This window comes from Roseateles sp., from assembly GCF_019237615.1.
GTDB lineage: Bacteria > Pseudomonadota > Gammaproteobacteria > Burkholderiales > Burkholderiaceae_C > Pelomonas.
The window spans coordinates 19271-43519 of sequence record NZ_JAFAGT010000001.1 but is presented as its reverse complement, the minus strand read 5'-3'; the positions used below and the strand labels follow the sequence as shown (position 1 = coordinate 43519).

Sequence of the window (24249 nt, the reverse complement as noted above, 5' to 3'; positions counted from 1 at the left end):
GGGCGCCCCAGGCCGGCCCGTCCTGGCTGGGCACGCCCGCGTTCAGCTGGGCGGGACCGGACGAGGGGCTTCACAGCCGCGGCTGATGGTCCAGCGTCCAGATGCCGTGCGGCGACTTGCCCACCTTCACCTGGCGCACCACCTTGTGCGTGGTGGTGTCGACCTGCGTGAGCTTGCCGGCCCAGCGCGACGTGAACAGCAGCGTGCGGCCGTCAGTCAGCAGCTCCATGTCGTCGGGGCCGGCCGGGCCGGGGAACTGGTCCACGACGCTCAGCGTCGTCAGGTCGATCTTGCTGATGGTGTTGGCCGCGCGGTTGCTGACGAGCACGTGGCGCTTGTCGCCCCAGGCGCGGAATGAATGAGCCCCGTCGCCGGTCGGGATGCGCTTGACCAGCCTGGGCGCGGCGGCGCTGACGTCCCAGACCTCGACGAAACGGTCGCCCGTCAGGCCCACGAGCAGGAAGCGGTCGTCCGGCGTCAGGTAGATGTCGGCCGGCATCTTGCCGACGGGCTGCTTCCACTTGACCGCCTGCGTCGCCAGGTCGACGGCCAGCAGTTCGTCGCTGTCCTGCAGGCTGACGTAGAGCGTCGTGCTCTTGGTGTCGATGTTCAGGTGGCTGGGCGTCTTGGGCGCGGGGATGCGCTTGACGAGCTGCAGCGGCTCCTGGGCAGCGCTGCCCTGCCAGCGGTAGAGGTCGACGCGGTCCAGTCGGTTGGACGCCGTGACAAACCACTTCATGTCGGGCGAGAAACGCAGGTGGTAGGGGTCGGGGATGCCGCGCACCACGCGCTGCACCTCGGCCGTGCGCGGGTCGATGAAGGTCAGCGAGTCGCCCAGCGCGTTCGCGACGATGAGGGAGCGCTCGTCAGGCGACAGGTAGAGGTGGTGGGGTTCCTTGCCGGTCGGGATGCGCTTGACGACGCTGAAGCTGGCCGGATCGACGACCGCGATGTCGGCCGCCAGCGAATTGAGCACGAAGATCGGCGGCCGCGCCGGCTGGGCCTGTGCCCCCAGTGCCACCACCCATCCCAAGGCCAATGCCCAACTGCGCAACATTCCAGCACTCCAATGAAAAGGGCGGCTTCATGCCGCCCTGACCATCTGAGTTTACCCGGGGGGTCTGTCCAGACTCTGTCCCAGGTCAAGGCCCGCGCGGCCTAGCCCATGTGCAGGCCGCCGTTGCAGGAGAAGTCCGCACCGGTCGTGAAGCCGCTGTCATCGCCCGCCAGCCAGGCCACCACGGAGCCGATCTCCTCCGGCGTGCCCAGGCGCCTGACAGGGATGGTCGCGACGATCTTGTCCAGGATCTCCGGCTTGATGGCCTTGACCATGTCGGTGCCGATATAGCCCGGGCTCACCGTGTTGACGGTGACGCCCTTGGCGGCCAGCTCCTGCGCCAGCGCCATCGTGAAGCCGTGCATACCCGCCTTGGCAGCCGAGTAGTTGGTCTGGCCGGCCTGGCCCTTCTCGCCGTTGACGGACGAGATCTGGATGATGCGGCCCCAGCCCTTCTCCACCATGCCCGGCACGACCTGCTTGGTCACGTTGAACATGGAGTTCAGGTTGGTGTCGATGACGGCCTTCCAGTCCTCGGGCGTCATCTTCAGGAACATGCGGTCCTTGGTGATGCCGGCGTTGTTGACCAGCACGTCGATGGCCCCATGCTCGGTGATGGCCTTCTGGAAGGCCTCCACCGTGGAGCCCCAGTCGGCCACATTGCCGACCGAGGCGTGGAAGCTGAAGCCCAGGGCCTTCTGCTCATCCAGCCACTTCTGGTAGTCGCGGCTGGGGCCGCAACCGGCGATGACCTTGAAGCCCGCCTTGGCCAGCTTCTGGCAGATGGCGGTGCCGATACCGCCCATGCCACCGGTCACGTAGGCAATCTTTTGGCTCATTGGATGTCTCCTGTCGTGGTGTGTGATTGTCGTTTCAGCGCTCGACGGTCAGGGCGACGCCCATGCCGCCGCCTATGCACAGCGAGGCAATGCCCTTCCTGGCACCGCGCCTGGCCATCTCGTGCAGCAGCGTGACGAGCACGCGGCAGCCACTGGCACCAATGGGATGGCCCAGCGCGATGGCGCCGCCGTTGACGTTGACCTTGCTCAGGTCCCAGCCCATTTCGTTGTGCACGGCGCAGGCCTGGGCCGCGAAGGCCTCGTTGATCTCCAGCAGGTCCAGGTCGGCGGGCTTCCAGCCGGCGCGCTCCAGCGCGCGGCGCGCGGCGGGCACCGGGCCCATGCCCATGTAGGCCGGGTCCAGGCCGGCCGAGGCGTAGGAGGCGATGCGCGCCAGCGGCGTCAGGCCCAGGGCCGCCGCCTTGGCGGCAGTCATGACGACCACGCCGGCCGCACCGTCGTTGAGGCCCGAGGCATTGCCGGCCGTCACGCTGCCGGCCTTGTCGAAGGCCGGGCGCAGGCCGGCCAGGGCTTCGGCGTTGCTCTTGCGGTTGATGAACTCGTCGGCGGCGAAGACGACGGGGTCGCCCTTCTTCTGCGCGATGCTGAAGGGCACGATCTCGTCCTTGAAGCGGCCGGCGTCCTGCGCCGCGGCGGCCTTCTGCTGGCTGCCCAGCGCCAGCGCGTCCTGCTGCTCGCGCGTGACGCCGTACTTCTTGGCGACGTTCTCGGCCGTGATGCCCATGTGGTACTGGTTGTACACATCCCACAAGCCGTCGGTGATCATGGTGTCGACCATCTTCCAGTCACCCATGCGCTGGCCGTCGCGCGAGCCGTTGAGCACATGGGGGCTCATGCTCATGCTCTCCTGGCCGCCGGCGATGACGATGTCGCTGTCGCCGTCGCGGATGGCCTGGGCCGCCAGCATCACGGCCTTCAGGCCCGAACCGCAGACCTTGTTGATGGTCATGGCCGGCACCGCATGCGGCAGGCCTGCCTTGATGACGGCCTGGCGCGCCGGGTTCTGCCCGACGCCGGCCGTCAGCACCTGGCCGAGGATGACCTCGCCGACCTGGTCGCCGGCCAGGCCGGTGCGGCGCAGCAAGTCCTGGATGACGGCGGCGCCCAGCTCGCTGGCGGGCGTCTTGGCCAGTGTGCCGCCGAACTTGCCGATGGCGGTGCGGGCCGCGGCGACGATGACGATGTCTTGCTTGCTCATGGCTGTGCTTCCTTTCAGGCCTTGACCTTGACGTACCGGCCCGGTGCCGGCTCTATGGGTTTGTACTGGCGGTTGCCCGGCGCCTTGGGCGCGGCCTTGCGGGCGCCGGCATGCGCGGCCAGCCAGCTGGACCAGTCGGTCCACCAGCTGCCTGGGTGTTCGGTCGCGCCCTTGAGCCAGGCCTCGGGGTCGGCCGGCAGCGCGCTGCTCTTGGCGATCCAGTGGCTGCGCTTGCCCTTGGCCGGCGGGTTGATGACGCCGGCGATATGGCCCGAGGCGCCCATGACGAAGCGCCTCTTGCCCTTGAGGATCTGCGTGTTCCGGTAGGCGGCCTGCCAGGGCACGATGTGGTCCTCGCGGGAACCGTAGATGTAGACCGGCGCCTGGATGGCGCCCAGGTCCAGCTTCTCGCCGCAGACGGTCAGCCGGCCCGGCTGCTTCAACTCGTTCTGCAGATAGGCGTGGCGCAGGTACCAGCAGTACATCGGCCCAGGCAGGTTGGTCGAGTCGCCGTTCCAGTACAGCAGGTCGAAGGCCGGCGGCGCCTCTCCCTTCAGGTAGTTGCCGACGACGTAGTTCCAGACCAGGTCGTTGGGGCGCAGGAAGCTGAAGGTCGTGGCCAGCTCCTGGCCGTGCAGCAGCTGCGGGCCCTGCGGTGCGTCCGCGCCCAGCGTGGCCTCGCGCAGGCGCACACTGGCCTCGTCGACGAAGATGTCCAGGATGCCGTTGTCGGCGAAATCCAGCAGCGTCGTCAGCAGCGTGAGGCTGGCCGCCGCCTGCTCGCCGCGCGCGGCCAGCACGGCGAGCGCCGTCGCGAGGATGGTGCCCCCGACGCAGAATCCCAGGGCGTTGACCTGTTGCTCGCCCGAGATGGCCTGCACGACGCGGATGGCCTGGATGACGCCGTCCGCGATGTAGTCGTCCCAGCCCAGGTGCTTGACCGACTCGTCGGGGTTGCGCCAGCTGACGACGAAGACGCGGTGCCCCTCGGCGACGGCGTAGCGGATCAGCGAGTTGTCCGGCTGCAGGTCCAGGATGTAGAACTTGTTGATGCAGGGCGGCACCAGCAAGAAGGGCCGCGCGTGCACCTCCCTGGTCAGCGGCGCGTACTCGATGAGCTGGAACAGCGCGTTCTCGAACACGACGCTGCCCGGCGTCGTCGCGACATTGCGGCCCACCTCGAAGGCGCTCTCGTCCGTCTGCGACACATGCCCACGCTGCACGTCGCCCCACAGGTGCTGCAGGCCGCGGGCCAGCGTCTCTCCGTGACTGTCCAGGGCCAGCTTCTGCGCCTCGGGATTGAGCGCCAGGAAGTTGCTCGGCGACGCCGCGTCGACAAACTGCTGCACGGCGAAGCGGATGCGCGCCTTGGTCTTGTCGTCGCCCTCGACCGCTGCAGCCATGCGGCCCAGCGTACGGCCGTTGAGCAGGTAGAGCTGGGTCATGAAGCTGGCTGCCGGGCTGGCCCGCCATTCGGGCGCCGCGAAGCGGCGGTCGCCGACGGCCGGCGCCTCGCCCTGACCCAGCGACGCATTCCACAGGGCCGCAGCCTGCTTCAGGTAGTCGACCTGCAGCTCGGCCAGGGCCGCCGGCGAGATCTGTGGCAGATGTGCCATCTGCTGCATCAGTTCCGCGAAAGGCTGCGCCTGCATCCCGGACGGCGAGTCGTTCTTCTTGCGAGTGGCCATATGTTCCTCGGATCTCCCGCCTCAGCGGTATTGTCTCGGTCCGCTGCAATAAGCTTGCCACATTCCGCAGGTCCAGTTTTGTAACCGCAGGCGCTGACGCGCCCATGACACGACACCACCATGTACCTCGTTGCGATCGCCTGGGCCTATGTGGCGCTGATGATGGCCGCCGCCGAAGCCACCAGCCCGCAGGGCTCGTGGTTCGGGGCCTTCGTCACGCTGATGCTCTACGGCGTCCTTCCCTTGGGTTTGCTGCTCTACATCCTCGGCACGCCAGGCCGCAAACGGCGCCGTCGTGCGGCCGAACTAGCGGCCGAATCCCCGTCCCAGGGCGATGCAGGCGGCCATGCGGCCGCGGGGCCGGCCCAGTGCCTCGCCGCGGAACGAGAAGAAGCGTGAATCATCGGTGAGCGTGCACCAGGAACCGCCGCTGATTTGGGTGACATTCACCGAAGCCAGCCGCTCGCGGGCCAGCGCGCCCAGGTCGGCACGCCAGCGCGGCTCGGGGTTGGGGCGATAGAGGAATCCGGGCTGGTCGCACGCCAGCGCCTCGCGGCCGAAGGCCCGCACGACCTCGGGCCCCACCTCGAAGGCCTCGGGGCCTATGCAGGCGCCCAGCCAGGCCTTCACGTCGCGCGGCGCGCAGCCGGTGGCGGCGCAGAGTTCCGCCACCGTGTTCTCCAGCACCCCGGCTGCCAGGCCGCGCCAGCCCGCATGCGCACCGGCAACGCCGCCGGGCGCCGCGAACAGCACCGGCAGGCAGTCGGCGACGAGGATGGCCACAGCCAGCTCCGGGTCGGTGGACACGGCCGCGTCGGCCCGGGGCGCGTTGTCGTCATGCCAGTCGGCGCGCAGGCGAACGACATCGGCGCCATGGACTTGATCGAGGAAGACGGGTCGTGCTCCCAGCCGCTCGGCCAGCCCCGCGCGGTTCGCCCGCACCTGCTCGGGGTCGCCCGCCTTGCGGCCGAAGTTGGGGCCACGCGTCGTCATGAACGCCGTCACGCCCGGCCCCAGCTCGTCGGGCCCGGGTCGCAGCCAGTCGCGGTCAGGTGGCATCGGGACAGGCGCTGGGATGGGTGTTCGCGAACGCCGGCAGGGCCAGGCAGGCGGCGTTGACGCGCATCACCGTCGGGTAGGCCTCCAGCGGGCATTCGAAGCGCTGGGCGTTATAGACCTGGGGCACCAGCACGCAGTCCGCCAGGCCCGGCGCGTCGCCGAAGCTGAACTGCCCGGCCGTACGTGCCAGCCGCTGCTCGACGACGGCCAGGCCTGTCGCCACCCAGTGGCGGTACCAGCGGTCCACCGTCTCCTGCTCCTGGCCGAGGTCGTTCTTCAGGTAGCGCAGCACGCGCAGGTTGTTGACGGGGTGGATGTCGCAGCCGATGTCCTGGGCCAGCGCCCGCACCTGCGCCCGCGCGACCGCGTCGCGCGGCAGCAGCGGCGGCTCGGGGTGTGTCTCGTCCAGGTACTCGAGAATGGCCATGGACTGGCTCAGCCAGCGGCCGTCGTCCAGCACCAGCGCCGGCACGAGGTGCGACACCTGCTGGTTGGCGAAGGGCTCGGCGAACTGCTCGTTCTTCTGCAGGTGGATGGACGCGTAGTCGTAGTCCAGGCCCTTGAGCGCGAGGCCGATGCGCACCCGCCAGGAGGCCGAAGAGCGGAAGTAGTTGTAGAGCTTCATGGCCTGCAATTCTGCGCCTCTAAACTGGCCCCATGCCCTTCCCCGTCCGCCTCAAGTACTGCCCCAACTGCGGCACCGCCGTGGACTACCGCATCCCGGCGGACGACAACCGCGAGCGCGCCGTCTGCCCGGCCTGCGCAAGCGTCCACTACCAGAACCCTCTGAACGTGGTTGGCACGCTGCCGGTGTGGGAGGCGGACGGCCGCGTGCTGCTGTGCCGCCGCGCCATCGAGCCGCGCCACGGCCTGTGGACGCTGCCGGCGGGCTTCATGGAACTGGGCGAGACGCTGGCCGAGGGTGCACTGCGCGAGACGCGGGAAGAGGCCGGCGCCGACATCGAGATGGGGCCGCTGTACACGGTGCTGAACGTCGTGCGCGTGGGCCAGATCCACCTCTTCTATCGCGCCCGGCTGCGCTCGCCGGACTTCAACCCGGGGCCGGAGTCGCTCGAGGCCAGGCTCTTCGCCGAGGACGATATCCCCTGGGACGACATCGCATTCAAGACGACGCGCGAGACGCTGCGCTGCTTCTTCGAGGACCGGCGTGGCGGCCGCGGCTACGCGCTGCACGAGATCGACATTCCTTGATCGCGGTGCGCCGCGCACGCATCATCGACGGCATCTGTCCGCGACACGGAGGCTGGACATGACGACGCGACGCCGCTGGTGCCAGGCGGGGCTGGGCTGGATGGCCTGCCCGGGGCTGGCCTCGCCGGCCCGCGCCGTGCCGTTGCGCGCCGTTGGCTCGCAGTTCGCGCGCATCTTCGAGGGTGCCGAGGGCCAGGCACCGCGGGGGCTGGCGGTGGACTTGCTGGGCCAGCTCTTTGGTGACAGCGTCCGCTGCGAATGGCTGCCCTGGTCACGCGCCCAGCTGATGCTGGAGCAAGGCGATGCCGACATCCTCATCGGCCCCTACCGCACGCCGGAGCGCGAGGCCCGCATGCTGTTCAGCGTGCGGGCCTTCTATTCGGACGCCATGGTCTGGTACGCCCGCCGCGGCGAGGAGGCACGCTGGAAGGGCGAGTTTGCCGACCTGGCCCGGACACCCGTGGCCGCCATGCGCGGGTGGGCCTATGGCAGCCGTTTCGAGCGCATGAAGACCGTCATGAGCCAGCTGACCTGGGTGCACAACGTCGACGCCGGCCTGCAGATGCTGATGAAGCGGCGCGTCGAGCTGTTCGCGGCCAATGACCGCAACTGCCGGCCAGTGCTGCAACGCCTGCGGCTGGAAGGCGCCGTGGCGCGCTGCTCGCCGCCGCTGGACGTCCTGCACGGCCACATGGCCTTCGCGCGCAGTGCCGCAGGCGAGACCCTGTCGCAGCGCTACGACCAGGCCTTCGAGCATTGGCTGCGCACGCCGCCGGCCGCCGACCTCTACCGCCTCTGGGGCGTGGACCGGCCCGCCACGCCACCCTGAGCGATCAACCCAGGCTGACGAGCAGCGCCGCCTGCAGGATGCTGCGGCGCTTGACCTGCCGCGTCGCGTCGACCTCCAGCGCCTCCACGAGCGTGGCCGTCGGATGCCCCGGCGTGGCCAGGCCGGCGAAGACGGGGATGCCGGCGCCGCGGGCGATGCGCCGCACCAGCTCGGCCGGCAGGTGCTGGCATTCCACCGCGTCGTAGAGCCGGCCCAGCACGCGCGCCGTGGCGTCGACCTGCCGCGCGCTGCTCGCCTCGTCCAGGCCGGCCCGCACGAAGGACACATGGGCGCCCAGCGCCTGCGCCGCCTGGATGAACTCGAGCGCACCCGCGTCGCCGCAGTCTGGCGACAGCAGCGCCAGTTGCTTTCCCGCCATCAGCTGCGGGCTCGCCGCGTCCGCCCGCGCAAGAACCCGGGCCTGCCGCAACAGCGCGGCCGCCTCGACGGGATTGGACAGGTCGGCGCCGGCGGCACCCTCGCGGTCTGCGAAACACATGCCCGGCAGCGTAGCGAAGCGAAATGCGTGGGCCTTGATGAAAGTCAACCCGGTGGGATCTGCTTTGTTGTGGCTCATCCGACACCGTCGGTTCACGCAGTGTTACGCAACGCGACCGAGCGATGCCGCGCATTGCTCATGCATTGCCAGGCCCTGCCTAGCATGCCCTGCATCCAACGCGCCCATCCAGGAGAAACGCATGCAAGCCCCGACCTCGCAGCTCGTCGCACCGCACATCACCCGCGGCGCCCTCGCCCGCCCGGTCGCCATCGACAGCCGGGGCGATGCCTGCGCCGACGAGGGCCGGCGCATCGCCGACACGCTCAAGCTGATCGACACCGTGCTGGCGCCCAAGCGCCGCATCGTGCACGCGGGCGAGATGATCTACCGGGCCGGCGAGCGATTCAACCAGTTGCACATCCTGAACTCGGGCTTCTTCAAGCTGATCAGCATGTCCTGCGATGGCCGCGAGCAGGTCGTGGGCCTGAGGTTCCGTGGCGACTGGCTGGGCTTCAGTGCCATCTCGCAGGGCAGCTATGGCTGCGACGCCATCGCGCTGGACACCGCCGAGGTCTGGACGCTGCGCTACGACGCGCTGCTTCAGGCATGCGCCGAGCACCCGGCGCTGATGGTCGTCGTCCACGAGGCCATGAGCCGCGAGATGATGCGCGACCGCGATTCGCTGATGGCCATCTGCACGCTGCCGGCCGACGCGCGGGTCGCGACCTTCCTCCATTACTGGGCAGGAGCGCTGGCCGTGCGCGGACTCAGGGCTGACCAGTTCAGCTTGCGCCTGACCCGGGCCGAGATCGGCAACTACCTGGGCCTGACGCTGGAAACGGTGAGCCGCGTGCTGTCGCGGCTCGCGCGGGCGGAGCTGATCGCCTTCAACGAGAAGAGCCGCCGCGACATCTGCATTCCCGACTTCCCGGCGCTCGCCGCCTACGTGGAGGACCGCGACGCCCGGGCCGGACTGCACTGAGGGCGGTGCGATGCCGAGCACAGCGCCCCGGGAGGCGACGTTGAATCCAGCCGGGTGCAGCGACCTCGAACCCGACTGGGACAACGCGGGAGGCCCGCGGCCGCGGCGCCTGACCGCCCCGTTGGCGCTCGCCCTGGCCTACGCAGCCCTGGGTATGGCGTGGATTCTGCTGTCCGACCGGCTGCTGCAGTCGATCACGGCCGACCCGAGAACGCTGGCGGCCCTGAGCCGCGGCAAGGGCATGGCCTTCGTGCTGGTGACGAGCGGGCTGGTCTACCTGGTGGCCGTGCGCCGCGGCCCCGGCATGGGCGAGCCGGCCCGTCAGGACCGATCGGCCGGCCTGATGTGGGTGTTCGCGCTGCTGTGCGCGGCCGTCGTCATCGCCAGCCTCGTCAGCTACTCGGGCGCGGCCCAGAAAGCCTATGAGCAGCAGGTCGGCCAACTGCGCCGCGAGGCCCAGCTCAGGGCCGGCATCGTCGGCCGCTGGACTGAACGGAGCCTGCAGGAGGCCAGGCAGCTGGGCGCCGACCCGACGCTACGCGCCGGTCTGCAGCGCTGGCGCCATCACCCCGACGCCGAGGCGACCAACCAGTTGCGCCGGCAGCTGCAGATGCTGCCGGCCGCCGGCCGCTACACCGACGCGCTGCTGCTCGACCCACAGGCTCGGCTGCTGCTGGGCCAGGACGACGACGCCGCAGACCTCGCGCCGGCGCTGGCCGAGGACGCCCTCGCCGCGCTGCGCCGCGGCGAGGTCGGCCACAGCGACTTCCAGGCCCGCGCGGACGACCCGGCCAGCCTGCACTTCAACCTCTTCGTCCCGCTGCCGGGCCCCGATGGCCGGCCCGACGCCGTGCTGGTGCTGCGCGCCGCGCCGCGCCGCACGCTGCTGCCCCAGTTGCTGGCGGGCTCGGCCGCCGGCAACCCCGAGACGCTGCTGCTGCGCCCCACTGCGCAGGGGCTGCTGGCCCTGGGCCTGGGCGCCTCCGACATGCCGGTGGCGCGGCCGAACGGCGCCCCCACGCCGGCGTCGCTGGCGTCACTGGCCGCCAACCCCGGCCTGGCCGGCCAGGTGCTGGCCGGTCTCGCCAGCGACCGCGAGGCGACGGCGGCCGTGGCCATGGCGCTGCCCGAGTCCGGCTGGTACGTCGCAGTGCAGTTGCCGCGCAGCACGCTGCACGGCGAGGGCGCGGCGGCCGGCGCGGCGACGCTCTCCCTCGTCAACGTGCTGGCCGTGCTGGTCACCGGAGCCGTGGTCTATGCCGCGCTGCGCCGCCGCGAACTGCAGGCGGCCTCCCGCCGGGCGGCCGACCGGCGGGAGATGGAGCGCGCCTGGAAGATCGCCGAGGTGATCGCCAACAGCTCGACCGACGCCATCTTCGCCAGGGACTTGCAGGGCCGCTACCTGCTCGCCAACGGCGCAATGTGCCGCCTGCTGGGGCGCGGCCCGGAGCAGCTGCTTGGCTCGGACGCGCGCGACCTGTTCCCGCCCGAGCAGGTGCGCCGCTTCCTCGCCGACGACGACGCCGTGCTGCGTTCGGCGGCGCCGATCAGCTTCGAGACGCGCTGCAGCACGGAGCAGGGCGAGCGCGTCGACGCCTGCACGCGGGGCCGGCTGCTCGACGGCGACGGCCGCGTCATCGGCGTCTACGGCGTTTCCAGCGACGTCACCGCGCGGCGCGCGCTGCAGCAGCGCATGCGCCAGTGGAGCACCGCCTTCGAGGACATGCGCGACGGTGTCATCGTCACCGACGCCCAGGGACGCATCCAGTCCGTCAACCGCGCCTTTACCGAGATCACGGGCTACGCGGCAGAGGAGGCCATAGGCACCGGCATGAAGCTGCTGCAGTCCGGCCGCCACGACAAGGCCTTCTACGAGCGGATGTGGACGCTGATCAACCAGACCGGCAGCTGGCAGGGCGAGATCTGGAACCGGCGCAAGAACGGCGACATCTTTCCCGAGTGGCTGACCGTACGCGCGATGCGCGACGAGGATGGCCCGGTCACGCATTACGTCGGCGTGTTCACCGACGTCAGCCGCATCAAGGACAGCGAGGCCCTGGCCGACTGGCTGCTCCACCACGACCCGCTGACTCGACTGCCGAATCGCGTGCAACTGCAGCGCCAGCTCGAGCAGGTGCTGGCATGCGCGCGCCGCCGCGAGACGCAGCCGGCGCTGATGGTGATCGCGCTGGACGGCTTCAAGACCGTGAACGACAGCCTCGGCCACCCGGCCGGCGACGAACTGCTCGTCTGCGTGGCCGAGCGGCTACGGGCCGGGCTGCACCACAAGGATTTGCTGGGCCGGCTCGGCGGCGACGAGTTCCTCCTCATCCTCGACAACGGCGCCGACGCCGACGAGGTCGGCGTCCTGGCGCAGCAGCTGCTGGCCGCGGTGTCCGAGCCAGTGGCGCTGTCGTGTGGCCAGGACGCCTACCTGACAGCCAGCATCGGCATCTGCCCTTATCCCGAGGCAGGCAGCCCCAGCGGGGTGGAGTTGCTGCGCAATGCCGATGCGGCCATGCACCGCGCCAAGGAGCTGGGGCGCAACCGCCTGTGCTTCTACGCCGGGGACATGCATGCCACGGCCATGGCCAAGCTGGAGGTGGAGGCGGCGCTGAGCCGGGCCATCGAGCGCGACGAGCTGCGGCTGCACTACCAGCCCAAGGTGGCCAGCCGCAGCGGCCGGGTCGTCGGCGCCGAGGCCTTGCTGCGCTGGCAGCGCGGCGGCATCGGCATGGTCCCGCCGGGCCAGTTCATCCCGCTGGCCGAGCAGAGCAGCCTGATCCTGGACATCGGCGCCTGGGTCATCGACGCGGCCTGCCGGCAGATCCGTGCCTGGATGGACGCCGGCCAGCCCGTCGTGCGCATCGCCGTCAACGTGGCAGCGCGGCAGTTCGCCGCCGGCGACCTGGATGCCGTCGTCGCCGACGCGCTGCGCCGCCACGCAGTGGCGGCCCACCACCTTGAGCTGGAGCTGACCGAGGGCATGCTGATGAGCAACCCGCAGGCCGGCACGGCCGCGCTGCACCGCCTGCGCGACCTGGGCGTCAAGATCGCGCTGGACGATTTCGGCACCGGCTACTCCAGCCTGGCCTATCTGCAGCAGTTCCCCATCGACACGCTGAAGATCGACCAGTCCTTCGTGCGACGCATCGGCGACGAGCCCGACGGCGCGGCCCTGGTGGACGCCATCATCGGCCTGGCCCATCGCCTGCACCTGCGCGTGGTGGCCGAGGGCGTCGAGACCGCCACGCAGCACCAGCACCTGCTGCGCCAGCGCTGCGACGAGATGCAGGGCTACCACTTCGGCCGCCCGGCACCCGCCGAAGCACTGCAGGCGCTGCTGGTGGCGCAGCCGGCCTCAGCCGCCGCCTGACAGCGCGCGGGCGATGGCCCGGGCCAGCTCGGCGCGCGAGTAGGGCTTTTGCAGCAGCTCCCAGCCGGCGGGGGCACTCCGGTCGGCCTCCAGCAGCTCGGCCGAGAAGCCCGACATCAACAGCACGGCCAGGCCCGGCAGGCGCTGCTGCGCCAGGCCGGCCAGCTCGGTGCCACGCATGCCCGCGCCCAGCGCGATGTCGGTCAGCAACAGGTCGAACCCGGCGTCCTCCGTCAGCAGCAGCACGGCCTGCTCGCCGCTGGCGCAGGCCGTGACCTCGCAGCCCAGCGTGTCCAGGAACTGCCGCGCCACCGCCCGCACCTCGGCGTCGTCCTCCACCATCAGCACCTTCAGGCCCGGCAACAGCGCACCGCCCTCCCCCGCCGGCTCGTCGCGGTCCGGCTGCGGCTGCCAGGGCCGCGGCAAGTACAGGGAGATCGTCGTGCCGGCGCCCGGTTCCGACTCGATGGCCACCGCCCCGCGCGACTGCTTGGCGAAGCCGTAGACGGTGCTCAGCCCCAGGCCCGTGCCGCGCCCGGCCTGCTTGGTCGTGAAGAAGGGCTCGAACGCGCGCTCCCGGACCTCCTCGGGCATGCCGGAGCCGGTGTCGGCGATGGCAATGCACAGGAAGCGCTCGTCCTGCGCGCTGGGGTCGTCGACTTCGCGCCTGACCTGGGCAGGCAGCGGGCCGGCCGGCCCGGCGATGAAGCGCAGCGTGCCGCCTTCGGGCATGGCGTCGCGCGCATTGATGGCGATGTTGAGCAGTGCCGCCTCCAACTGGCCCGGGTCGGCCAGCACGGCCAGCACGGCCAGCGCGTCGGGCGCATCGGCCGCCAGCTCCACGCAGATCGCAATGCGCTGGTCCAGCGTGCGACGCAGCATGTCGGCCAGCGAGTGCAGCAGCACGCCCACGTCCACCGCGGTCGGCTGCAACACCTGGCGCCGCGAGAAAGCCAGCAGCTTGCCGGTCAGCTCCGCGCCGCGCCGCGCCGCCCGCGTCGCGGCGCCGACGAGCTGCTGGCCGAACTCGTGGCCGGCCAGCGCGGGCAGCTCCTCCAGCACCTGCAGGTTGCCCTGGATGACCGTCAGCAGGTTATTGAAGTCGTGGGCGATGCCGCCCGTCAGCTGGCCCACGCTCTCCAGCCGCTGCGCGTGGTTGAGCGCCTCCTCGCTCTGGGCCCGCTGCAGGCAGGTCGCCAGCAGGTTGGCCAGCGACTGCAGGAAGCGGGTGTCGTCGTCGCCGAAATGAGCGGCGGCGCGCGAGCGCACGCACAGCACACCGGTCACTCGCCCGCGGTCGGACAGCGGCACGGCCAGCAGACTGACCATGCCGGCGTCCAGGTCGGCCCGAGGCACCTCGAAGCGCTCCTCGCTCGCCAGGTCAGCCACGACCAGGGGCCGGCCATGCGCCAGCACATGGCCAGCCGCCGTGCCGGGGTCGTTGGGCAGACGGGAGCCCAGCGGCGGCGACGCGACATCGCCAAAGCGGCTGACGACGCGCAGCTGCTGCCGATCGGGCTCCAGCAGCAGCACGCTGGAGAACTCGGCCTCCAGCGCCTGGGCGGCGAGCTCGGGCACCCACATCAGCAGCTTCTGCGGGTCGCGCTCGTCGACGGCCATGCGCCCCAGCTGGGCCAGGTGCTCGCTGTGGCGTGCGCGCTGCAGGGCCTGCTTGACGCGCGGGTAGGTGCCGATGTCGCGGATGGCCGCCACCACATAGGGCAGGCCGTGGCTTTGCAGCGGGCTCAGCGCGATCTCCACCATCACCTCGCTGCCGTCGCGGCGCTTGGCCACCAGCTCCATCTGCGTGCCCATGGGGCGCGGGCGCGGCGCCAGGCCATAGGCCTTGCGGTAGGAGGCGTGGCGGGGGCGGATGCTGTCGGGCACCAGCGCGTCGACGGCGGTTCCGACGAGTTCACCGGACGCGTAGCCCAGCAGCGCCTCGGCCGCCGGGTTGGCCAGCACGATCTGCCCCTCGGCGTCCACCAGCAGCAGCCCGTCCGCGGCGGCCGAGAACAACGAACGGTAGACGCCCAGGTCGTCGACGGCCTTGGGCATCTCGGCAGGCTCGCGGGGGAAGTCCATCTAGGGTGCCGGATCCACCGACGGGATGAAGATGTAGCCGGCGCCGCGCACCGACTTGATGATCTGCGGGTTCTCCGCGTTGGCCTCCAGCTTCCTGCGCAGGCGGCCGACCTGCACGTCTATCGTGCGGTCGAACGGCGCCGCCTCGCGGCCACGCGTGCGCTCCAGCAGGAAGTCGCGCGACAGCACCCGTCCGGCATGCTGGGCAAGAGTCGACAGCAACTCGAACTCGCCCGTCGTGAGCCTCACCTCGGCGCCGGCGGGGTCGTCCAGGCGGCGGGCCGCCAGGTCCAGCCGCCAACCCAGGAAGCCCAGGCAGGCGCCCGCGGGCGGCACGGGCGCGGCGGGGACGGCCGGCGCCACTGCGACGGGCGGCGCGGGCTCGATGCGCCGCAGCACGGCCTTGATGCGTGCCACCAGCTCGCGCAGGTCGAAGGGCTTGGTGACGTAGTCGTCGGCGCCCACCTCCAGGCCCACGACCTTGTCGACCGCGTCGCCGCGGCCGGTGATGATGACCAGGCCGCAGCGCCAGTGCTCGCGCAGTTGGCGCGCGATGGCGAAGCCGTCCTCGCCGGGCAGGCCCAGGTCCAGCAGCACCAGCTCGGGCGGGTCGACGGGCATGAGCTCCATCAACGCACGACCCGAGTGCAACTGGGTGGTTCTGAAGCCATGGGTACCGAGGTAGTGGGCCAGTAGCTCGGTGATGGCGAACTCGTCGTCGACTACGGCAATGTGCTGGGGCGTCACGGCGTCGGCGCGTCGGTTTCGTTGGGGAACGGCGCCATTTTTGCACCGTTCCACGACCCCGGTGGCCGGGGAGCTTCCTAACGCCCGCCCAGCACCCGCGCCGGCAGCATGACGATGGCTCGCAGCAGGCCGAACGCGCCGTCCACCGCGATGCCCAGCAGCCTGAAGGGCAGCGTGACCAGCCAGACCAGCGGCCACAGGACCAGGGCCAGCAGCGCCAGCGGCCAGCAGATCACGAACAGGATGCACCAGAGCAGGAAGCCAAACATCGCGGAACTCCTTACTTGGCCGGCTGGCTCACGCCTGGCTTCAGGTACCTGTCCAGGAACTCGACCATGCGGCGGTTGCCCTCCAGCGTATTCTTTTTCTTCGAGAAGCCATGGCCCTCGTCGTCGAACACCAGGTACTCGACCGGCACATTGTTCTTCTTGACCGCGGCGACGATGTCGTCGCTCTCGGCCTTGATGACGCGCGGGTCGTTAGCGCCCTGGATGACCATCAGCGGCTTCCTGATCTCGCTGGCGTGGAAGAGCGGCGACGTGGCTATCAGGCGCTCGCGGTCCTTCACCGGGTCGCCGATCTCCTGGTACAGCGCCTGGCGGAAGCTCTCCCAGTACGGCGGGATGCTCTCCAGAGTGCGTATCCAGTTCGAGACGCCGAAGATGTCGATGCCCACCTTGAAGGCCTCGGGCCGGAAGGCCATGGCCGCCAGCACCATGTAGCCGCCGTAGCTGCCGCCCACGATGCCGATGCGCTCGGGGTCGATGACGCCGGTGGAGGCAAGGAAGGTCTTGGCCTCGATGCAGTCCCACAGCGGCTCGCGGCCATGCTTGCCGTCGTCGGCCGTGAAAAAGCTCTTGCCGTAGCCCGAACTGCCGCGATTGTTGATGCCCAGCACCGCATAGCCGTTGTTGACGAAGTACTGCATCAGCGCCGAGTAGCCGCGGCTCGTCTGCCCGCCCGGGCCGCCATGCACCCACACGATGGCCGGCACCTTGTTCGTCGGCGATGCGTCCTTCGGAACCATGTAGACCGACGGAATGACCATGCCGTCGAAGCTCTTGAAACGCACGATGGAGGCGTCCACCAGGTCATTCGGGTCGAGGTCCTTGGACAGGCTCTGCGTGAGCTGCTTCGGCGCGACGTTGGTGCCGACGTCGGCGACGAAAAGGTTGCTGGGCGAGCGGTCGCCGTTCACGTAGAAGGCCATGCGCTTGCCGCTGGCCGAGAAGCGCACGCCGCGCACCTCGCCGCCGGGCAGCTTGGGCAGGGCGACGGGCTTGCCATCTCGGTACAGGCGCAGCTCGATGCTGGCGTCTGCATTGATGCCGGTGACGCGGTAGTGGCCGTCCTTGGAGAAGGCGGTGTAGGCCACGTCCCAGTCGGCCTTCTCGACCTCACGCGTCTGGCCCTTGGCGATGTCGTAGGCGACGACGCGGGTGAACTCGCCGCCGTCGTTGCTCGTCATCAGCAGCTCGCGGCTGTCGGGCGTGAAGTCTTCCGGCCCGTACTGCGCCACGCCCTGGTGGGGCGTGATGTGCTTGATCTCGCCGCTCTTCAGGTCGGCCAGGTGCACGTCGGTGTCGGCCGTCGTGTTGACCTTGGCGAGCGACAACCAGCGGCCATCGCGGCTGACCTGCGCGACCTCCCAGCCGGCCTCGTTCCTGAAGGCCAGCGTGCGGGCGTAGGTCTTGGCGTCGTAGCGGTAGAGGTCGAAGAAGCGCGGATCGCGCTCGTTGGTGGCGACGTAGAAGCCCGTGTCGTCACCACTCCAGCTGACGAAGCGTGCCTTCAACTTGTGATCCGGCTTGTCTCCGGGCGTCAGGTCGCGCTCGCTACCGTCCAGCTCGCGCACGTAGAGATGGTTGAGCTCGTTGCCGGCCTGGTCCCGGGTGTAGAGGAAGCGGTCGTCGCCGGGAAAGAAGCCCACGGCGTAGTGGCTGTCCGTCTTGGAGTCGGTCAGCTGCACCGGCTTGCCACCGCCAACGGGCATGGCGTAGACGTTGAAGATGCCCGTCTCGTTGCTGTGGAAGAGGATGCGGCTCTCGTCCGCCGAGAAGCTGGCGCCGCCGATGCTCACGCTCGCCATGAACTGCTGGATGCTGTAGCGCTTGGCGGCCTTGGGCGCCTGGGCGGCAGCGGCCGGCTTGTCGGCGGCGGTGGCGGTGGCGGCTCCCGCCAGCAAGGCCAGCGAAGCGACGAGGGTCAACAGGGGTCGGCTCATGGAGTCTCCGTATGAATAGGCAGTCAGACTCTAGCCAGCACCTTCGCCCTCTCCCGCCAGGTTCTGACGAAACGCCGGATTCGCGGGACAGGCTGCTCAGGCCACGGGACGGCCCGCGACGTAGCAGGCGGCGAGGTTGCGCTCGTCGGCCAGCGTCATCCAGGCGAACACGCGCTCGTGCAGCTCACGGGCAACGGCGTCGCGCGCCTCGGCGACCGGCCCGCGGGCCCAGTCCCAGACGCAGATGTCGGCCATCTGGCCCACCGACAACCCGCCAATCTCGTCGCCCAGCCGCAAGGCCTCGGCCGCGCCGCGCGTGGCCGCGTGCAGGGCGGCCCAGGCCGTCAGCCGCTCGCCGCGCAAGGCCTGCACCTTGTAGGCGTCCCCCATGTTGCGCGGCAGGCTCAGCGAGGTGCCTCCGCCCACGTCGGAGGCCAGGCTGACTTTGAAGGGCGCGCCCGGCCAGTCGAACAGGCCACTGCCGAGGAAGAGATTGCTGGAGGGGCAATGCGCCACCTGGGCGCCGCGATCGGCGATGACGGTGCGGTCCTGTGGATCCAGCCAGATGCCATGAGCCAGGACCGAACGCTCATGAAGGAGGCCCGCGCCGTCATAGACATCCAGGTAGCTGCGCGCCTGCGGGAACAACTCCGCCACCCAGGCCACCTCGGCGCGGTTCTCGGCCACATGGGTCTGCATGTAGAGGCTGGCGTCCGCCCGGCACAGCGCGCCGGCCATCGCGAGCTGCGCCGGCGTGCTGGTGGGCGCAAAGCGCACGGTCACCGCATAGGCATTGCGGCCACGGCCATGGAAGCGGTTGATCATGTCGATGCAGTCCCGCTCGGCCTGCACGACGTCGTCGCGCAGGCCGTCCGGCGCATGGCGGTCCATCAGCACCTTGCCGGTGACCAGTCGCATGCCGCGCGCCGCGGCACCGTCGAACAAGGCCTCGACCGAGACCTTGTGCACTGTCGGGAAGACGACGGCCGCGGTGGTGCCACTGGCCAGCAGCGCGTCCAGGAAGATCTCGGCGCCCGCGCGGCTGCGCGCCGCGTCGGCGAAGGCCCGCTCGGCCGGGAAGGTGTAGCGCTCCAGCCAGTCCAGCAGTTCGCTGCCGTAGGAGGCGATGACCTCCAGCTGCGGGCAGTGGACATGGGTGTCGATGAAGCCCGGCAGCACCAGCCGGCCGGCATGGTCGCGGCGTGCCCAGGTCTCGTCCGGCTCGGCGGCCTGGCGACCGACGATGCGGCCGTCCTCGATCAGCAGCCAGTGGTCGCGGTCGAAACGCACCGCGGCCGACTCGGTGTCACCCCAGCGCGGCGCTGCCGTGAAGTCCAGCAGGTCGCCGCGCAGCGCCCATCGGCGCGGGCTGTCGGCGAATTTTTCCTGGTTAGTAAAACTCATATGGCAATTCTGGGGCAACGCTCGACAATCGGACGCAGCATGAATATCCGACCCATACGCTTTTTCCACCGTGGCGCAGTTGTCGAGGTGACCGACCTCGCCCCGACGACGACGGTGCTGCAGTACTTGCGCGAGCAGGCCCATTGCACCGGCACCAAGGAAGGCTGCGCCGAGGGCGACTGCGGCGCCTGCACCGTCATCCAGGGCGAGCTGTCCGCCGACGGGCGGCTGGAGCTGCGCAATGTCAATGCCTGCACGCAGTTCCTGCCGACGCTGGACGGCCGCGCGCTGCTGACGGTGGAAGACCTGGGCGCCCCCGGCCAGCTCAACCCGGCCCAGCAGGCGCTGGTGGACTGCCACGGCTCGCAGTGCGGCTTCTGCACGCCCGGCTTCGTCATGACCATGACGGCCTGCTACGAGGCCCACCAGGCGGCCGGCACCAAGCCCACGCGCCAGCAGCTGGCCGACGCGCTGTCCGGCAACCTGTGCCGCTGCACCGGCTACCGGCCCATCCTGGATGCCGGCGAGCGGATGTTCGAGGGCCCCGCCCGCTGCCTGGATCGCGCGCCCATCGCCGCCGCGCTGCAGGCGCTGGCCGCCGACTCGCCGCTGGACTACAGCCATGCCGGCGCCCGCTTCCACGCACCGCAGAGCCTCTCCGACCTGGCGCTGCTGTGCGAGACCTACCCGCAGGCCACGCTGCTGGCCGGCTCCACCGATGTGGGCCTCTGGGTCAACAAGCAGTTCCGCGACCTGGGCGACGTCATCTACACCGGCCGCGTCGCGGCGCTGCGCGAGATCCGCCGCGAAGACTCGGCGTTGTGGATAGGCGCCGCCGCGTCGCTGGAAGACGGCTGGGCCGCGCTGAGCGCCGCCGTGCCGCGGCTGCGCGAGCTGTGGCTGCGCTTCGCCTCGCCGCCGGTGCGGCATGCCGGAACGCTGGGCGGCAACATCGCCAACGGCTCGCCCATCGGCGACGGCGCGCCGGCCCTGATCGCGCTGGGCGCCGACATCATCCTGCGCCGCGGCGCACGGCAGCGCCGCATCAAGCTGCGGGATTTCTATCTCGACTACATGAAGAAGGACCTGCAGCCCGGCGAGTTCGTCGAGGCGCTGCATGTGCCGCTGCCCTCCGGCGACTGGCAGTTCAGCGCGCACAAGATCGCCAAGCGGCACGACAGCGACATCTCGGCCGTCTGCGCCGTGCTGGCCCTGCGCCTGGCCGATGGCGTCGTGCGCGAGGCCCGCTTCGCCTTCGGCGGCATGGCCGCCATCGTCAAGCGGGCCGGCGCCGCGGAGGCCGCCGTCGTCGGCCGGCCCTGGAGCGAAGCCGCTGCCCGGGCCGCCGCCGCCGCCCTGGCGCAGGACTTCAAGCCCCTGACCGACATGCGCGCCTCGGCGAGCTACCGGCTCAAGGTCGCGCAGAACCTGTTCACCAAGCTGTGGCTGGAGACCGGCGGCGCCGCGCCCGTCGGCATCTGGCCTTCGCAGCAGGAGGTGCCGGCATGAACAAGCCCGAAGCCCTGCCCGCGCTGCACCCCGCCGTCGGCACGTCCACGCCGCATGAGTCGGCCCACCTGCACGTCAGCGGCACAGCGCCCTATACCGACGACCTGCCGGAACCCGCCGGCACGCTGCATGCAGCGCTGGGCCTGTCGCCCATCGCCCACGGCAAGCTGGTCGGCGTCGACCTGGAGCGCATCCGCCGCATGCCAGGCGTCGTTGCTGTGCTGAGCGCGGCCGACATCCCCGCCGAGAACAACTGCGGCCCGCTGCTGCACGACGACCCCATCCTGGCCGATGGCGAGCTGCGCTATGTCGGCCAGCCGGTGTTCGCGGTCATCGCGACGAATCGCGAACTGGCACGCCGTGCCGCAGGCCTGGCCAGGCAGGTCATCCAGGCCGAGCCGCTGCCGCCGGTACTGACGGCGCTGGAGGCCCATGCCAAGGGGCAGTACGTGCTGCCGCCCATGCACCTGACGCGCGGCGAGCCGGCCCAGCACCTCGCCAGCGCCCCGCACCGCCTGCAAGGCACGTGGAGCCTGGGCGGCCAGGAGCAGTTCTACCTGGAGGGCCAGATCAGCCTGGCCGTGCCGCAGGAAGGCGGCGAAGGCCTGCTGGTGCACTGCTCCACCCAGCACCCCAGCGAGATGCAGCAGCTTGTCGCGCATTGCCTGGGCTGGCATGCGCACAGCGTCGTCGTGCAATGCCGGCGCATGGGCGGCGGCTTCGGTGGCAAGGAATCGCAGTCGGCGCTGTTCGCCTGCGTGGCGGCCATCGCCGCGCTGCGGCTGAAGAAGCCGGTCAAGCTGCGCGTGGACCGCGACGACGACTTCCTCGTCACCGGCCGGCGCCACGGCTTCGACTACCACTGGGACGTGGGCTTCGACGACGAAGGCCGCATCCTGGCCGCCGAGATCGACCTGATCTCCAACGCCGGCCACAGCGCCGACCTGTCCGCGCCGGTGATGGCCCGCGCGCTGTGCCACTTCGACAACGCCTACTGGCTGCCCCACGTGGCCATGCACGGGTTCTGCGCCAGGACCAACACGCAGAGCAACACCGCCTTCCGCGGCTTTGGCGGGCCGCAGGGTGCCATCGCCATCGAGATGATCCTGGACGGCATCGCGCGCCGGCTGGGGCTGGACGGCACCGAGGTGCGCCGCCGCAACTTCTACGCGGCCAGCCGGGACGTGACTCCCTACGGCCAGCAGGTCGAGGAGCTGCACGCGCAAGCGCTGACGGCCCAACTGCTGGCCAGCAGCCGGTACCAGGAGCGCCGCGCCGAGATCGCCGCCTTCAACGCGGCCAGTCCGGTGCTGAAGAAGGGCCTGGCGTTCACGCCGGTCAAGTTCGGCATCTCCTTCAACGTGGCCCACCTGAACCAGGCCGGCGCGCTGGTGCATGTCTACACCGACGGCTCGGTGCTCGTGAACCATGGCGGCACGGAGATGGGCCAGGGGCTGAACACCAAGGTCGCCCAGGTCGTCGCCCATGAGTTTGGCCTGGCGCTGTCCAGCGTGCGCTGCTCGGCCACGGACACCAGCAAGGTCGCCAACACCTCGGCGACGGCTGCATCCACCGGCAGCGACCTGAACGGCAAGGCGGCGCAGGATGCGGCGCGCAAGATCAGGCAGCGGCTCGCCAGTTTCGCGGCCGAGCGCTTCGGCTGCGCGGCGGAGCTGGTTGCCTTCGACGGCGGGCAGGTCAGCGGCGGCGGCCAGAGCATCGCCTTCGGCGACCTCGTTGCCGCGGCCTATCTGAAGCGCATCCAGCTCTGGAGCGACGGCTTCTACGCCACGCCCGGCCTGCACTGGGACAAGACCCGGCTGCAGGGCCATCCCTTCTACTACTACGCCTGGGGCGGCGCCGTGTGCGAGGCGCTGGTCGACACGCTGACCGGCGAAAGCCGCATCACGCACGCCGACATCCTGCACGACGTGGGCCAGAGCCTGAACCCGGCCATAGACATCGGCCAGATCGAGGGCGGCTTCATCCAGGGCATGGGCTGGCTGACGATGGAGGAGCTGGTGTGGCACCCCACCACCGGCCTGCTGACGACACATGCGCCCAGCACCTACAAGATCCCGACCGCCAACGACTGCCCGACCGAGTTCCGGACCGGGCTGTTCGGCATCGCCAACGCCAGCGAGACCATCCACCGCAGCAAGGCCGTCGGCGAGCCACCGCTGCTGCTGGGCTTCGCGGCGCTGCTCGCGATCAAGGACGCCTGCGCCGCCTGCGGCCCCGAGAATTGCGACCCGCCGCTTCGCGCCCCCGCCACGGCCGAAGCCGTGCTGACCGCCATCGACGCCATCCGATGAAACCTGCCTGCACCCTCGCCCTGCTGCTGGCCCTGGCCGGCTGCGCCAACGCCCCCCCGAAAGCCCCGCAGATCGTCAGCGTCGAAGCGTGGGGCGGCAGCCCGCCGGCGGCGCGCGACGCGCCGCAGAACATCCACCACATCACCATCCACCACCAGGGCGAGATCTGGAAGGAAGGCACGGACCCCGAGGCCTACCTGCGTCGGCTGCAACAGTGGTCACGCCTGACCAAGCACTGGGCGGACATCCCCTACCACTACGTCATCGGGACCGATGGCCGCATCTACGCGGCGCGCCCCTTGCTCCAGGCCGGCGACACCAACACCGAATACGACCCGCGAGGCCACGCCCTCATCATGCTGGTGGGCAATTTCGAGGAGCAGCAGCCCACGCAGGCCCAGCTGGACGCAGCCGTAGAGCTGACCGCCTGGCTGGCCCGCGAGCACCACCTGGGGCTGGACGCGATCGCCAGCCACAAGGACTTCAGCAAGCAGACGGTGTGCCCCGGGAAGAACCTCTACGCCTACCTCGAATCGGGCTGGTTCAAGGCCGAGGTGGCGAAGAAGCTCTAACCGCGCTTCTGCGTCGCGGCGACTGCCGCCTGCGTGCGCGACGACACGCCCAGCGCCTTCAGCACGGCGGCGACATGGTCCTTGACCGTTTCGACGCTGACGCCCAGCTCGCGGGCAATCAGCTTGTTGGACAGACCTTGCGTCAGCAGGTGCAGCACATGCTTCTGCCGCGGCGTCAGCGGCAGCTCGGCCCATTCTCCCGGCGCCGGGCCGGCCGGCGGCTGCGCGGCGCGCTGCTTCAGCGGCGGCACATAGGTACCGCCGGCCAGCACCAGGCGCAGGGCCTGCACCAGCGTATCGAGGTCGCTGCGCTCGGGCACGTAGCCCATCGCGCCCGCGCCCAGCGCCTGCAGCGCGTCCTCGGTGTCGTCGCCGCCGGAGATGACGACGACGGGCAGCAGCAGGTGCTCCCGGTGGATCTGCTGCAGCAGCTCGAAGCCGCCGTCCACTTGCAGGTCCAGCAGCACGAGGCGGGGAATGCCCTGGGCCAGCGCGGCGCGCGCGGCGGCGACGCTGTCCACGCCCTGCACCCGGGCACCGGCGAAATGCTGCTCGATCAGGCCCGTGAGCGCGGCGCGCACCATCGGAAAAGCATCGACCAGCAGGACCTGCATCGCCACCCTCTGTTTGTGG

20 protein-coding genes are annotated in these 24249 nt (G+C 70.4%); 7 read left to right on the top strand and 13 right to left on the bottom strand.

The genetic code is table 11. The annotated features are described in order from the left end of the window. Positions 1-70: 70 nt before the first annotated feature. The 6 genes from JOY88_RS00215 to maiA all read right to left on the bottom strand — a co-directional run bounded on the left by JOY88_RS00215 (position 71) and on the right by maiA (position 6487). Positions 71-1057 (bottom strand): YncE family protein, encoded by a 987-nt coding sequence (locus tag JOY88_RS00215; RefSeq protein WP_293499265.1) that lies wholly within the window; start codon positions 1055-1057, stop codon positions 71-73. 101 nt (positions 1058-1158) lie between these two features. Beyond that, positions 1159-1896 (bottom strand): acetoacetyl-CoA reductase, encoded by a 738-nt coding sequence (gene phbB / locus JOY88_RS00210; protein ID WP_293499263.1) that lies wholly within the window; start codon positions 1894-1896, stop codon positions 1159-1161. A gap of 34 nt (positions 1897-1930) precedes the next feature. Beyond that, entirely contained in the window at positions 1931-3115 is a 1185-nt protein-coding gene (locus JOY88_RS00205; protein ID WP_293499261.1) for an acetyl-CoA C-acetyltransferase, read from the bottom strand. A gap of 14 nt (positions 3116-3129) precedes the next feature. Beyond that, positions 3130-4803, bottom strand: coding sequence for a class I poly(R)-hydroxyalkanoic acid synthase (phaC, locus tag JOY88_RS00200; protein WP_524539168.1), 1674 nt, complete (start codon positions 4801-4803; stop codon positions 3130-3132). A 306-nt stretch (positions 4804-5109) separates the two neighbouring features. Then, entirely contained in the window at positions 5110-5862 is a 753-nt protein-coding gene (gene pgeF / locus JOY88_RS00190; protein WP_293499258.1) for a peptidoglycan editing factor PgeF, read from the bottom strand. After that, complete coding sequence (gene maiA, locus JOY88_RS00185) at positions 5852-6487, bottom strand: maleylacetoacetate isomerase (protein ID WP_293499256.1); 636 nt, start codon at positions 6485-6487, stop codon at positions 5852-5854. The genes pgeF and maiA overlap by 11 nt, the downstream gene beginning before the upstream one ends. A 32-nt stretch (positions 6488-6519) precedes the next feature. Between maiA and JOY88_RS00180 the strand changes: the two genes are divergently transcribed. Both JOY88_RS00180 and JOY88_RS00175 read left to right on the top strand, forming a co-directional pair. After that, positions 6520-7074, top strand: a complete 555-nt coding sequence (locus JOY88_RS00180) for an NUDIX hydrolase (protein ID WP_293499254.1) — start codon at positions 6520-6522, stop codon at positions 7072-7074. A 58-nt stretch (positions 7075-7132) separates the two neighbouring features. Next, positions 7133-7903: a substrate-binding periplasmic protein gene (locus tag JOY88_RS00175; RefSeq protein WP_293499252.1), complete on the top strand. Its 771-nt coding sequence runs from the start codon at positions 7133-7135 to the stop codon at positions 7901-7903. A gap of 4 nt (positions 7904-7907) precedes the next feature. On the opposite strand, the gene JOY88_RS00170 is transcribed toward JOY88_RS00175, so the two are convergent. Further along, a complete protein-coding gene (locus JOY88_RS00170) occupies positions 7908-8402 on the bottom strand; it encodes a Rossmann-fold NAD(P)-binding domain-containing protein (protein ID WP_293499250.1) in 495 nt (164 codons plus the stop codon). Between the two features lie 199 nt (positions 8403-8601). On the opposite strand from JOY88_RS00170, the gene JOY88_RS00165 reads away from it, so the two are divergent. Both JOY88_RS00165 and JOY88_RS00160 read left to right on the top strand, forming a co-directional pair. Further along, entirely contained in the window at positions 8602-9384 is a 783-nt protein-coding gene (locus tag JOY88_RS00165) for a Crp/Fnr family transcriptional regulator (RefSeq protein ID WP_293499248.1), read from the top strand. A gap of 40 nt (positions 9385-9424) precedes the next feature. Then, a complete protein-coding gene (locus tag JOY88_RS00160) occupies positions 9425-12760 on the top strand; it encodes a putative bifunctional diguanylate cyclase/phosphodiesterase (protein ID WP_293499246.1) in 3336 nt (1111 codons plus the stop codon). Here JOY88_RS00160 and JOY88_RS00155 read toward each other — a convergent pair. The 5 genes from JOY88_RS00155 to guaD form a co-directional block, all read right to left on the bottom strand. Beyond that, positions 12746-14845 carry a PAS domain S-box protein gene (locus JOY88_RS00155; RefSeq protein WP_293499244.1) on the bottom strand — a complete coding sequence of 700 codons (2100 nt, stop codon included), beginning with the start codon at positions 14843-14845 and terminating at the stop codon, positions 12746-12748. The genes JOY88_RS00160 and JOY88_RS00155 overlap by 15 nt on opposite strands. Then, complete coding sequence (locus tag JOY88_RS00150) at positions 14846-15592, bottom strand: winged helix-turn-helix domain-containing protein (protein WP_293499242.1); 747 nt, start codon at positions 15590-15592, stop codon at positions 14846-14848. A gap of 77 nt (positions 15593-15669) precedes the next feature. Then, on the bottom strand, positions 15670-15861 hold the full coding sequence (locus JOY88_RS00145) for a hypothetical protein (RefSeq protein ID WP_293499240.1): 192 nt from the start codon (positions 15859-15861) through the stop codon (positions 15670-15672). A gap of 11 nt (positions 15862-15872) precedes the next feature. Beyond that, a complete protein-coding gene (locus JOY88_RS00140) occupies positions 15873-17816 on the bottom strand; it encodes a S9 family peptidase (RefSeq protein WP_293499238.1) in 1944 nt (647 codons plus the stop codon). A 96-nt stretch (positions 17817-17912) separates the two neighbouring features. Then, a complete protein-coding gene (gene guaD / locus JOY88_RS00135) occupies positions 17913-19220 on the bottom strand; it encodes a guanine deaminase (protein WP_293499236.1) in 1308 nt (435 codons plus the stop codon). A gap of 39 nt (positions 19221-19259) precedes the next feature. Between guaD and xdhA the strand changes: the two genes are divergently transcribed. Genes xdhA through JOY88_RS00120 form a run of 3 tightly spaced genes read left to right on the top strand, consistent with a single transcriptional unit; the run spans position 19260 to position 23616 of the window. Continuing rightward, a complete protein-coding gene (xdhA, locus tag JOY88_RS00130; RefSeq protein WP_293499235.1) occupies positions 19260-20729 on the top strand; it encodes a xanthine dehydrogenase small subunit in 1470 nt (489 codons plus the stop codon). Beyond that, positions 20726-23044, top strand: coding sequence for a xanthine dehydrogenase molybdopterin binding subunit (xdhB, locus tag JOY88_RS00125; protein ID WP_293499233.1), 2319 nt, complete (start codon positions 20726-20728; stop codon positions 23042-23044). The genes xdhA and xdhB overlap by 4 nt, the downstream gene beginning before the upstream one ends. Then, positions 23041-23616, top strand: coding sequence for a peptidoglycan recognition protein family protein (locus JOY88_RS00120; protein ID WP_293499231.1), 576 nt, complete (start codon positions 23041-23043; stop codon positions 23614-23616). The genes xdhB and JOY88_RS00120 overlap by 4 nt, the downstream gene beginning before the upstream one ends. Here JOY88_RS00120 and JOY88_RS00115 read toward each other — a convergent pair. Beyond that, positions 23613-24230, bottom strand: a complete 618-nt coding sequence (locus JOY88_RS00115; RefSeq protein ID WP_293499229.1) for a response regulator transcription factor — start codon at positions 24228-24230, stop codon at positions 23613-23615. The genes JOY88_RS00120 and JOY88_RS00115 overlap by 4 nt on opposite strands. Positions 24231-24249 lie beyond the last annotated feature (19 nt).